The 11,009-nt window shown below is 64.2% G+C and carries 12 protein-coding genes and 1 pseudogene; 9 read left to right on the top strand and 4 right to left on the bottom strand.

The window, feature by feature from the left end:
- Positions 1-310: 310 nt before the first annotated feature.
- From ACRVYW_RS13450 to ACRVYW_RS13440, 3 genes are all read left to right on the top strand, one after another.
- A complete protein-coding gene (locus ACRVYW_RS13450) occupies positions 311-1,138 on the top strand; it encodes a nuclease-related domain-containing protein (protein ID WP_431805249.1) in 828 nt (275 codons plus the stop codon).
- Between the two features lie 101 nt (positions 1,139-1,239).
- Positions 1,240-1,722 (top strand): hypothetical protein, encoded by a 483-nt coding sequence (locus tag ACRVYW_RS13445; protein ID WP_431805248.1) that lies wholly within the window; start codon positions 1,240-1,242, stop codon positions 1,720-1,722.
- Positions 1,719-2,276: a J domain-containing protein gene (locus tag ACRVYW_RS13440; RefSeq protein WP_431805247.1), complete on the top strand. Its 558-nt coding sequence runs from the start codon at positions 1,719-1,721 to the stop codon at positions 2,274-2,276. Before ACRVYW_RS13445 ends, ACRVYW_RS13440 begins: the two co-directional genes overlap by 4 nt.
- Before the next feature lie 17 nt (positions 2,277-2,293).
- Here the strand turns inward: ACRVYW_RS13440 and ACRVYW_RS13435 are convergent, their stop codons facing one another.
- The 3 genes and pseudogenes from ACRVYW_RS13435 to ACRVYW_RS13425 all read right to left on the bottom strand — a co-directional run bounded on the left by ACRVYW_RS13435 (position 2,294) and on the right by ACRVYW_RS13425 (position 4,793).
- Positions 2,294-3,019 (bottom strand): NYN domain-containing protein, encoded by a 726-nt coding sequence (locus ACRVYW_RS13435; protein ID WP_431805246.1) that lies wholly within the window; start codon positions 3,017-3,019, stop codon positions 2,294-2,296.
- A 90-nt stretch (positions 3,020-3,109) separates the two neighbouring features.
- Positions 3,110-3,313, bottom strand: a pseudogene (locus tag ACRVYW_RS13430) (GyrI-like domain-containing protein); the annotation flags it as partial.
- A 271-nt stretch (positions 3,314-3,584) separates the two neighbouring features.
- Positions 3,585-4,793: a hypothetical protein gene (locus tag ACRVYW_RS13425; protein WP_431805245.1), complete on the bottom strand. Its 1,209-nt coding sequence runs from the start codon at positions 4,791-4,793 to the stop codon at positions 3,585-3,587.
- A gap of 38 nt (positions 4,794-4,831) precedes the next feature.
- On the opposite strand from ACRVYW_RS13425, the gene ACRVYW_RS13420 reads away from it, so the two are divergent.
- From ACRVYW_RS13420 to ACRVYW_RS13410, 3 genes are all read left to right on the top strand, one after another.
- Positions 4,832-6,622 (top strand): GmrSD restriction endonuclease domain-containing protein, encoded by a 1,791-nt coding sequence (locus tag ACRVYW_RS13420; protein WP_431805244.1) that lies wholly within the window; start codon positions 4,832-4,834, stop codon positions 6,620-6,622.
- Between the two features lie 77 nt (positions 6,623-6,699).
- A complete protein-coding gene (locus ACRVYW_RS13415; RefSeq protein ID WP_431805243.1) occupies positions 6,700-8,421 on the top strand; it encodes an NERD domain-containing protein in 1,722 nt (573 codons plus the stop codon).
- Positions 8,422-8,501: 80 nt separating this feature from the next.
- Entirely contained in the window at positions 8,502-8,750 is a 249-nt protein-coding gene (locus ACRVYW_RS13410) for a hypothetical protein (protein WP_431805242.1), read from the top strand.
- Between the two features lie 70 nt (positions 8,751-8,820).
- On the opposite strand, the gene ACRVYW_RS13405 is transcribed toward ACRVYW_RS13410, so the two are convergent.
- The gene (locus tag ACRVYW_RS13405; protein ID WP_431805241.1) at positions 8,821-9,432 is read right to left on the bottom strand and encodes a hypothetical protein; all 612 of its coding nucleotides are present in this window, start codon (positions 9,430-9,432) and stop codon (positions 8,821-8,823) included.
- Positions 9,433-9,545: 113 nt separating this feature from the next.
- Here ACRVYW_RS13405 and ACRVYW_RS13400 point away from each other — a divergent pair, with 113 nt between their 5' ends.
- The 3 genes from ACRVYW_RS13400 to ACRVYW_RS13390 all read left to right on the top strand — a co-directional run bounded on the left by ACRVYW_RS13400 (position 9,546) and on the right by ACRVYW_RS13390 (position 10,985).
- Positions 9,546-9,725 (top strand): helix-turn-helix domain-containing protein, encoded by a 180-nt coding sequence (locus ACRVYW_RS13400; protein ID WP_229935109.1) that lies wholly within the window; start codon positions 9,546-9,548, stop codon positions 9,723-9,725.
- A gap of 97 nt (positions 9,726-9,822) precedes the next feature.
- Positions 9,823-10,398: a helix-turn-helix domain-containing protein gene (locus ACRVYW_RS13395; protein ID WP_431805240.1), complete on the top strand. Its 576-nt coding sequence runs from the start codon at positions 9,823-9,825 to the stop codon at positions 10,396-10,398.
- A gap of 2 nt (positions 10,399-10,400) precedes the next feature.
- Positions 10,401-10,985, top strand: a complete 585-nt coding sequence (locus tag ACRVYW_RS13390) for a hypothetical protein (protein ID WP_431805239.1) — start codon at positions 10,401-10,403, stop codon at positions 10,983-10,985.
- The last annotated feature ends 24 nt before the right edge of the window (positions 10,986-11,009 follow it).

Raw genomic sequence — 11,009 nt, 5'->3', positions numbered from 1 at the left:
CTTTCTTCGCGTACTTCGTGCAGTGGGGCGCTGAGGCTGAGTTGAGTGCAGCCGCTTCGTCTGCAAACAGCGCGACCTGATTGTCTGTGGACGCATTCGGGAGCGTCGGCGTGAGACGGCAACCGCGCCTGGTCCGACGACGCGCACGACGAGGTAGCCATCCGGCAGACCGTAAGCGAGGAGCGAGATAGACGGTCGTCGCGCGGCTAACCCGCACGCGCCCGTATCGTACGTCCGCTGCGATCCCCGATGATCGGACGCCTTACGAGCGGGAGACCGTGACCCACGCCGCATCCCTAGAATCAACGCGATGACAACTGAAATCCCCCCTCAGCTGCCCTCGGACTCCCCCGCCACAGCATCGTGGTTCGGGACCGTCGCGGCGGCATCCGTCATGGCCGAGTGTCTCCGCGTTCAGGCCGACGTCCGCCCGCGCTCAGCATTCGCCCGGCTGATCGGCCGCTCGCCCCTGTCCGCCGATTCGCTCCCCTGGTACCAAGGTGCCCTCGGCGAGCTGGAGGTGGCAGCACGTCTGAAGTCGCTCGACGACGGGTGGACCGTACTGCACTCGATACCGGTCGGCACGCGCGGCAGCGACATCGACCATGTGGTTCTCGGCGCGGCCGGTGTCTTCACGATCAACGCGAAGAATCACCAGGGCGCACGCGTCTGGGTCGGAAGTCGACGGATCCTCGTCAACGGCCAGAAGACCGACCACCTCCGGAATACACGTTACGAGGCAGCGAGAACCCAGGAGCTGTTGTCTGCCGCTATCGGCACAGAGGTCCCGGTGCGAGGCGTGATCGCGATCGTCGACGCTAAGGAGGTCACGGTTCGCGAGCAGCCGGACGACGTCGCAGTCCTCGGTGCTGCTCAGCTCGTGCGATGGCTGAAGAAGCAGAAGGCCGTCCTCGGAGCCGCGCAGGTCGCTGACGCGGCAACGGCCGTTCGCACTGCAGAGACGTGGTCGACCGTGCCGCAGCCGCTGCCAAGCACCTCCGGACTCGACGCCCTGCGCCGCGAAGTCGAGGGCGCCCGGAAGACACGAATGGCGTGGGGCGTCGCGGTGCTCGTCACCGTGCTCGCGATCGCGATCCCGGTGGCGTTCGACTACTACGGGCGCGTGCTCGGCGGCTGAATCTCGTACGCGCAATCGACCCCCAGGGGCGTCGAACGAGCGCGTCGAAGATCCCGCTAATCTGCTGCTCAGCATCTCTTCACAGTGAAGGACCCGATTCGGTGACCCCCCGACGAATCCGTGTCGCCGGCGTGCGCGGCGACTTCCGCACGCCGCCCGGTTGGCCTACTCCCACCGACCATTGGATACGTGCAAACACGTTCTGGCAGCCCCCGGCGGATTGGACGCCCCTGCCCGGACTTAAGCCGGCGCCGAAGGACTGGCGGTTCTGGACGACCAACAAGACCTGGGATGCCGCGGCGACGAAGTACTACGCCTCGCTGAACGGCTGGATGCGCGCGTTCAACACTGCTTCGTTCGCAACCACCGCCACGTTCATCGCTTCCATGGTCACGCAGCTACCCGCGCTGCGACTGGCCGCTCTACTGCTCTTCCTCATCGCCTTCTCGTGCCTCATCGTGCACCAGGCGCGTCGACGACGCATGACCGCCGAGCTGATGGACCACGTGACGCGGGGCGCCGATCGCGCGCGAGCGGAGCGTCTGGCACGGGAGTACCAGCGATACCTTATGGATGCCTCGTGACACTGGACGAGGCTAGGGAAGCGCTCGGCGTGAGCCGCGGCGCCAGCGTCTCCGAGATACGCGATGCGTTCCGACGTCGGGCGCGCGAGGTGCACCCGGACCGGCATCCGTCGGAAGATGACGCGACGCGCAGGCGGCTCGGACGCGAGTTCGATCGGGCGCGCGAGGCACGGGACATCCTCGTGAAGTTCACCAACGACTCCGCGCGTATCGCCGCTCCCGCGCCGGCGGGTGCGGGCACCTCGAGGACGGATGAGCGCCCTCGTCCGTCGACGGCCCCGCCCGCGAGCACGCCTTCTTCGCCGACCAACTCTCCCCCGCCGCGCCGTGAGCGCGCTCGTCCGCGCACGAGCGAGTCCCGACCGCAGCCCGAGGCCCCGCGCGTGACCGTACGCTTCGACGATTTCGTCCGTGCAGCGGATGCGGCAGGCTTCGGCCCCGGCATCCGCACACGACGATGGATTGATTGGCCACGGATCATCGCCTGGTCCACCGTCGGCACACTTGTCGCGCTGGTGGTTGGCGGTGGCTACGTTGCCGCGTACCTGATGTAGCGGACGACGCTGCCGACCTACTTCGACTTGTTCCTGATCTGGAGCCCACCGCTCGGCCTCGGCTCGACCTCGAACAACCCGATCGCGCGCACCAGGTCGGAGAGCTTCGCGTATCCCCAGTTGCGCGAATCGAAGTCGGGGTGCTGCTTGCGCATGAGGGAGCCGACCGCCGACAGGTTCGCCCACCCGTCCTCGCCGGACGCGGTCGTCACACAGGAGCGGAGCCCTGAGACGAGCTTCGTGTCCTGCCGCAGAGCCGGAGTCGGAGTGCGCGCAGGCGGAGCGGCCGCGGGCTCGGCATCCGTCTGCTCGAGGACCTCGAGGTAGGTGAACGAGTCGCACGCGTCTCGGAATGCCTTTGGAGTCTTCCTCTCGCCGAACCCGTACACCGTGACGCCGTCTTCCCTGATGCGGGTCGCGAGCCGCGTGAAGTCGCTGTCGGACGAGACGATGCAGAACCCGCCGAACCGGCGCGTGTACAGCAGGTCCATGGCGTCGATGATGAGTGCGCTGTCGGTCGCGTTCTTGCCGACGGTGTTCGCGAACTGCTGCACCGGCTGGATGACGTGCTCTCTCGCCGCCGTCTTCCAGCTGCCGAGCTGACTGCTCGTCCAGTCGCCGTAGATGCGCTTGACGGATGCCGTGCCGAACCGCGCAATCTCTGACAAAACCGCTCCGATCTTGGATGCCGGCACGTTGTCGGCATCGATGAGCACGGCGAGCAGTTCGGTGGGTTGAGCCATGGCTCAAGAATGTCAGGTCGTCGGCACATCCCCGTGATCATTTCGAGAGGTGGCCCGCCAGCCCACGCAGCGCCGGCGAACCGCCCTGAGTCAGGCGCGTTCCACCGGCAACCAGAGCTCGCACGTGGCGGTGCTGAAGTCCTCGACGCGCTCGAGCACGGCGACGATCGACGGACCAGGGCGCAGGCGCCAGGGGTTGGACGGGAACCATTCGGTCGCGGTCGCAGCGTAGGCATCCTGCAGCGCAGCCGGATATGCGCCCTCGGTGCGGAACACCGCCCACGCGCCCGGGGGGTCTCCGTGATACCGAGCGTCATCGCCAGCGAAGCGACATCGATGTCGTCGTCGAGACGCTCCTCGACGACGTCCACCAACCCGTTCAGCTCGGCGATCATGGCGGCCTCCTTCCCCATCAACACTGCCGGGCGACCTCGAACGGCACCCTACTATCGCGGTCCGATTCGATCGGGGGTCCGGCGCGTGGTTGAGGGGGTGAATGCCGGTGGGTCTCGCGACGTGCGAGTCAGATGATCGCGCTGCCGGACGACGCCGCGTGCTTCGAGGATCAGCCTCGCGAACTAGTCAGGGCAGCGGTCTCGACGCGGTACCAACCATCCAAGATGTCAACGAGCGCATCGGCAAGAACGTCAACGTGCTCGAGTGACACTCGCTGCGAGGCGGGTCCGACGATCCAGTCGATGTATCCGGTGGTCAACCAACGCTCGTCGTCTGCGAAGTGATGACCGACGATCGCAAGCTTGCGGGCGTGAGCCCTCCCGTTGACGGTCTTGGGGTTCACATGTGCAGAGCTCGGCCGACGCGTGCTGAGATGCAGCTCGTCGACCCGATCGCCGATCACGTCGTTCTGGAGCCGTCGGACAGCGCCAATCCACGCCGGGGTTGCAGCAGGGTTCGCGGGGTAGCTGACCGAGTCCGCCTTCACGCTGACGCCGACGCTGAATCGGAGCGGCACGGGTTCACCCGCCGCGGGCATCGCGCGCTGGGCGACCTGTAGCACTGCTCGAAGCTGAGCATCGCCGACCCAGGGTGAGTAGTAGTTGATCGCAGGCATCCCGGAGCCGCCGCGTCGACTATCGATCGTCCAACCGGATCCCAACCGCTGCTGCGCGGGCTCGATGAGTTGACGAAGCCTCGCCTCAACTGCGCTCTTGCCGGAACGCGCCGCCCGCACTTCTGCGAGGGTCAGGCGCGATTCCGGAAAACACTCGAGTGCCTCCTCCCACGTCATCACCGTGACGTGCTCTTTGCGCGGGAGCCACTCCGGGGCGTGTTCCTTCGCGAGCAGCAGCACCACCAAGTGATCCGCCACTGTCAACTCGCGGTCGACCTGATCCTCGGTCAACGTGTGATCGAACTTCGCCTCGATTCCGACCGTGTACTCCGGCTCGTCGAAGGTGAGCGCGATGTCGATCTTCTGGTCGCCGTATTCTGCGCTGACGCCCCTGAACCGACCGAGACGGTCGGAGCCGACGTGAGTCGAGAGCTTCTCGGTGAAGCGTGTTTCATCGTGACGGATCTCCGCTGCGAGCGCGCGTGTCGCGAGCGGCTCGGTTGTGAAGATGAGCGATTCAGGCACGGACTGCTCCCTTGACGATGGACTGCTTCCAACCGTAGCGACGACCGCTGAGCAGGTGATTGCGCGACTCCGCGACGCACCGTGGGCTGTTGGTTGGGGTGTGAGGGAAAGGACGGGGATCGGGACTGCGGCAGGATGGAACTCGGCGCATCGTCGCGGGCGCGCGGTATCAAGCACACGCCCGGCGGTCGCTTGGGGAGTATGGGAGAAGCATCTTGTCGAAGTACACGGTTCAGCAACACTCGGTCGAGACGCTCCTGACGTGGGTGAAGACGGGTCAGGTTGCGATCCCCGAGATGCAGCGACCATTCGTATGGGACTCAACCAAAGTCCGCGACCTCCTCGATTCGCTGTACAACGGCTTCCCCATCGGATACCTCATCACCTGGCAGAGTGCCGATGTGGGACTCAAGGACGGGTCGAAGTCATCGTTCCGGCAGATCCTTATCGATGGGCAGCAACGGATCACCGCGATGACTGCCGCTCTGGTCGGCCAGTACGTCGTCGACAAGAGCTACAAACGAAAGCGCATCAAGATCGCCTTCAACCCCACCACCGAGCAGTTCGCGACGCTCACGCCGGTCATCGATCGGGACACCGCGTGGATCTCTGACGTCGCCGAGTTTGTGAACGCGACGTCGACATTTACCGCGACGAAGGCTTACATGGACTCCAATCCGGAGGTCGACGTCGCTCACATCGAGCAGTCGCTACAGCGGCTATCCGCGATCAAGCAGGCACAAGTCGGCATAATCACGCTCGCCGAGGACCTCGATATCGAAACCGTGACCGAGATCTTTATCCGGATCAATTCCAAGGGTGTCCCTCTCAGCAGCGCGGACTTCGCAATGAGCAAGATCTCCAGCCACGGCGAGCTTGGAAGCAACCTCCGAAAGCTGATCGACTACTTCTGCCACCTCTCGGTCGCACCGCACGTGTTCTCAGACATCGCCGAGAATGACGCAAGCTTCGCGGCATCCGGATACCTTCCGGCGATCTCGTGGCTGAAGAACGACAACTCGGACCTCTACGATCCGACGTACACGGATGTCATCCGCGTGGCGGGTATCAAAGAGTTCTCGCGCGGTAAAGTGGCCGCGCTCGTGAGCGTCCTCTCGGGTCGCGACTTTGAGACCCGAACGTTCAGCGAGGAACTCGCTGTCGAGTCATTCGACCGGCTCGAGCGCGTCCTCCTCGAGATCGTTAACCAGTACAACTTCCAGCAGTTCACGCTCACAATCAAATCCGCGGGGTTCATCGCACCGCGGCTGATCAGTTCCAAGAATGCGCTGAACTTCGCGTACGCGCTCTACCTCAAGCTCCGCGCCGAGAAGAACCTCAACGAAGGCGAGGTCAAGTACGTTGTGCGCCGATGGTTCGTGATGTCACTGCTCACGGGGAGGTACACAGGGAGCTTTGAGACCGCCTTCGAAGCCGACATCCGTCGGATCAATGAAGTGGGTGCGCTTCAAACTCTCCGCGATATCGAGTCCTCGCAGCTCTCCGACAACTTCTGGAACGTTGCGCTGCCGATGGAGATGGAGAGCTCGAGCGTTCGTAGTCCCTATTTCCTCGCTTTCCTGGTCGCGCAGATCCACGCGGGATCACGCGGCTTCCTCTCGAAGAACGTGACCGTCGGGAGCATGATCGAAGAGGTGGGCGACATTCACCATGTAGTTCCGAAGAACTACCTCATCAAGCAAGGTGTGAACGACCGCAGCAACTACAACCAGATCGCGAACTTCGCGCTCACCGAGACCCCGATCAATATCGCTATCAAGGACAAAGCGCCCGGCGACTATATGTCGCAGGTCGATGCACAGATCGCTGATGGAGTCCTCCGACTGGGTGAAATCACAACCGAGTCCGAGCTCGAAACCAATCTGCGTGCCAACGCGATCCCTTCGAGCATCCGGAGCACGACCGCGGAGTCATATCAGTCGTTCCTCAAGGAGCGCCGGTCCTTGATGGCCCAGGTCATCAAGAACTACTACCTCGGTCTCTAGACCCTGACCGTTCGTGGATCGACCGACTGTGATGTGCCGGCAGTATCGACTTACGGCACCGTCGATAGGCTCCTGACATGGTGCGAATGATCCCCCCGTACGCACGCGACGGAGCGAACGTCTCCGAGCAGAAGATCTTCGACGCCCTCGACGGTCTGCAGGGGCACGACGACTGGATAGCGATCCACTCGCTCAGCGTCGCGCGGCACGCGACGGCGTTCGCCGGCGAAGCGGACTTCATCGTTCTGGTTCCGGGGCGCGGCATCCTCGTCATCGAGGCCAAAGCGCCGAGCTACGTCGAGTACAAGGCCGGCGACTGGTACCTCGACCGCGTTCCGAGCCCACACAAGGATCCCCTGAAGCAGCTGGACGGCGTGCGGAGGAGTATCCGCGGCTACCTGAAGAACGCGGACCTGCTGCACGGCGACGAGCCCATCGCGCGGCTCGTGTGGTTCACGACGCTCGGTCGCTACCAGTTCGAGAACAAAACGCCCGGCGATCTGCAGTTCTTCGAGTGGGAACTCGGATGGAAAGAGGATCTCGCGAAGCCGGCCTGGCTCATCGAGAAGACGCTGGATGAGTACAGCGGTTGGTTCGCGACCGTCGACGAAGTGAGCAACGATCCGGCCGCGTTCACGTCCGAGCACGCTCAAGCGATCACGGCGGCACTCGTCGGAGACTTCACCGCGAAGGAGACGGAGGCCGAACGTCGCCAAGAGCGCCGATCGACGGAAACACGACTCCTCGCCAGCCAACAGGTGGTGCTCGAACTCACCGACACGAACGACCACGTCTACTTCGATGGCCCCGCCGGCACCGGCAAGAGCTACCTCATCGCCAACACCGCCCGCCGATTCAACAGAGAGGGCCGAAAGACGCTCGTTGCTTGCTGGAACGTCCTCATGGCCGAAGAACTCCAACAGTTCGTCGGCGGGCTTCCGCACGTCGAAGTCACCGACGTCAACGCTCTCATGCTGCGGCTCGCCGGACTCCCGACGAACCCACTCGACGCGGGGCGCGATTGGTACACACGCGAGCTGCCCGAGCTGGCGTTGCAGACGCTGACAGACAAGCCATACCTGGGCGACTACGAAGCCATCTGCATCGACGAGTTTCAAGACATCGCGGGAAATCCCCTCCTGCTCGACCTGATCTTCGCGCTCGCGGGCACAAAGCGTCCCGACGGCACACACATCGTCTTCGCGGGCGATTCCCGGCAGCAGATCATGCGCCGCACCGACGAGCAAGTGAACGCGTACACGATTGCGCGGGAACGCATCCCTGACCTCGTGCACGTGCGGGTGCGACGCAACTGCCGGTCGGCCCCCGAATTGCTTTCGGGAGTCGAGCACGTGCTCGGGCATAAAATCGGGTTCACCGGGCATCGAGTTGCCAAGAGCACCCCGGGCGGACTCGATGTCGTTCCCGTCAAAGAGGGGCGCGAAACCGCCGCTCTCGCAGGCGCGCTCAAGTCGCTGCTCCAGCAGTACTCTCCGGAAGAAATCGTGATTCTCAGTCCGTTCGCCGAGCGGAGATCACTCGTCGGGCGATTCCTCGCGCGCGGAGAGCAGAGCGCCGACGAGCGATGGTTGCGGAAGCAACTGCAGGCGGAAGGGATGCCTGGACGCGTCCGCTGGCGCTCCATCTTCAAGTTCAAGGGGCTCGATGCCGACGCAGTGATCATCACAGACCTCGGCGAGGAGGCCAAGGACTTTGTCGTGTCGGAGGGCCTCGATTGGCAGGACCTTCTGTACGTCGGGCTCACACGTGCGAAATATCACTGCAGGGTGTTGATGTAGGCGGCGCGTTCGGCAACGCCGACTGGGCGCATCGAGGGAGAGTATCGCCGTAAATACTTGATCAAGTAGCAAAAATTACCGTGCCCCTGGAGGGATTCGAACACGTTTTGAGCATTCTGCATAGCGACGCAGAACGACGAAATCCGCGGAATTACGCGGGTTCTTCGGAGCGCTCCGGCATTCAGCGACGTCCGAAAACAGCCAGTTGGAAATGGAATGTGGGCAAAAGGCGGGCAAGAGTCACCAGTGCTGGTGCGGTGCTCAGGCGTATGCCGAAAACGAATGCGGGCAAGAACGAATTCGGCCTGCGCAAAATGCGCCTGATTTGAGCAGTTTGCTCGCTCTGACGCGATCTGTCGAGCAGAGTGCAGAAATGGCTTTCGTTGCTTCAGATTGTCGTCAGCGCCCGATCGAGGGGCCAGACGGCGACGGCGGGCCGAGGTGCGGATGGGTCAGTTCCTCTTCGTCCGCCCGCACGCGGTTGTACGTCTCGCGCGCGATCAGGTCGTCAGCGAGGCCGGATTCGCGTGCGCGAGCCATCATGCGCGTCGCCGTGCTGACGCTCACACTGAGCTGTTCCGAGACGAGTTTGAGGGGAGCCAGGTTCACGGTCGTTGCGATTCGGTAGAGCCGCACCGCCTCGCGAACCGTCTCTTCGTAGGTGCGGTCGGTGCGGGACCTCACCTCCGTGAGGTACTGGCTGAGGGACTCGGCCTTGCCGCTCTCACGGGTCACGGTGACCACGCGCATCGACGAGTAGGCGACGAGGTACTGCACGCGCACTTCGCGCAGCGCCGCGGCGGTCGCCTCGTCGCCCTCCCCCGCGCGGTCGAGGCGGACGGATGCGGCCGCGGTGCGCCGGAGCTGCTTGTCGAACACCACATGAAGCCGGATGACTCCCGCGACGTTCGGCTCACCGGTGGCGACGGCATCCCACGCCGTGGGGATGCTCACGCCGTCGCCGACGTCGATCCGCTCGCCGTCGATGACCTCGATCTCAACGTCGCTCATGCCACGAGCCTGGCACGGTTCCCGGCTGGTGAGCAATACATGTCGCGGATTGCTCACGACAGGAGTACGGTGTGGGCAAGTGATGACACGCATTGCTCACCGAGGAGAAGGACATGAACAATTCAAGCAACTCACTCGCCCTGACGATGAAGGATGCCGCCAAGCTCGTCGGCGTGGACTACCGCACCATCAAGCTCGGCATCGAGAGTGGAACCATCCCCACGATCCAGCTCGGCCCGCGCCGGATGATCCCTCGCATCCCCCTGCTGCGAGTATTCGGGATCAACCCCTGAAGCTGGTGACGCGGTCGCTGCCCAATCCAGCTGTTCAGACTCTGTCGTTCGCCCGCTAGAATATGACTCAGTAGTCCTATTCTGAGGCGGTGTTGCAATGGCGGATGCGGGAACACTGGTGCGCGCGGCTCGAAAGAGTCGCGGTCTAACTCAGCAGCGCCTGGCGGAGCGCACTCGCATCGATCAGGCGCGGGTGTCGCGTTCCGAGCGCGGGCGGGGTGCTGAGTTCAGCACCGTCGCGCGGCTGCTCGCGGGCGCGGGGCACCGACTGTACTCGGCACCGACTCAACGCGGCGACGCGGCGACGGCCGCGGCCGAGATCCGTGGGCATCTCCGCTTGGGCGACCGGGAGCGCGCCCTGCGCGCTCTGCTGCAGTTGAACGACGACCTCGTCGCCGAGCACGGACTCGTCCGTGGGGTGCTGGGTCTGGCCGAACCGGAACCCACCCGCGATCCGGTGTGGGATGCCGCCATCGCCGGACTCGTCGCATGGCGACTTCGAGAGGAAGGGCTCCCGGTTCCGGAGTGGGTGAACCGGCCTGCACGCTTTCTCACCGCGCCCCGAAGCCTCGATGTCGATTCGTCCGACCCCGTGCCGCCGCTCACTGAGGTGCCCGACGCGTTAGCTGAGCGCGGGGTGCTCGTCTGGCGTGACACGTTCACGAGCGTGTGACCATGGCGACGGTGCTGGATCGTGCAGACATCATCGGCGGGCTCCGCGACCTCGTCGCCGAACTTCGAACGGCTGGCGAGGTGGCCCGCATCCGACTCGTGGGTGGCGCAGCCCTCGCGCTGCGATACTTCGACCGCGGCACGACGCAGGATCTCGACTCTCTGCACATCCAGCCCGGGCCTGACGAGGCCGTGGCTGCTGCCGCCGCGCGCGTCGCGGACCGGCGAGGGTGGAATGCTACCTGGCTCAACTTCGCCGTCGAGCAGGCGGACGCCATCCCCGCGTTCGGTCGGCGGGCAGTCGAGTGGGAGTCGATCTACGACCACGACGGGATCGTCATCCAGGTCGCCGCGAAAGAGGCGATGCTCGCGATGAAGCTTCGCGCCAACCGTCCCGGACGCGACACGAACGACATCCGCCAACTGCTGAAACTCTGCGCGATCACCACCATCGAGGAAGCCGAGGATTTGTACGAGGACTTCTACCCTGGCGACCTACTCACCGATCGGGCGCTCGACATGGTCACGAGAATCCTCGACGCCGGGCTTCCAGACGATGTACCGTCACCAGGTCCCATCAACCTCTGACCAAGTCGGCGCGGCCGACACCCG

Origin of the sequence: Microbacterium sp. bgisy203 (genome assembly GCF_965345155.1) — a bacterium.
In the GTDB taxonomy this organism is placed as follows: Bacteria; Actinomycetota; Actinomycetes; order Actinomycetales; family Microbacteriaceae; genus Microbacterium.
This window is presented reverse-complemented; position numbering and strand designations above follow the sequence as displayed.

Bases quoted from the DNA above. Each gene is read 5' to 3' on its own strand.
- ACRVYW_RS13395 (WP_431805240.1), top strand. From the start codon at position 9,823: ATGGCGGATGCGGGAACACTGGTGCGCGCGGCTCGAAAGAGTCGCGGT.
- ACRVYW_RS13400 (WP_229935109.1), top strand. From the start codon at position 9,546: ATGAACAATTCAAGCAACTCACTCGCCCTGACGATGAAGGATGCCGCC.
- ACRVYW_RS13415 (WP_431805243.1), top strand. From the start codon at position 6,700: ATGGTGCGAATGATCCCCCCGTACGCACGCGACGGAGCGAACGTCTCC.
- ACRVYW_RS13390 (WP_431805239.1), top strand. From the start codon at position 10,401: ATGGCGACGGTGCTGGATCGTGCAGACATCATCGGCGGGCTCCGCGAC.
- ACRVYW_RS13450 (WP_431805249.1), top strand. From the start codon at position 311: ATGACAACTGAAATCCCCCCTCAGCTGCCCTCGGACTCCCCCGCCACA.
- ACRVYW_RS13435 (WP_431805246.1), bottom strand. From the start codon at position 3,019: ATGGCTCAACCCACCGAACTGCTCGCCGTGCTCATCGATGCCGACAAC.
- ACRVYW_RS13405 (WP_431805241.1), bottom strand. From the start codon at position 9,432: ATGAGCGACGTTGAGATCGAGGTCATCGACGGCGAGCGGATCGACGTC.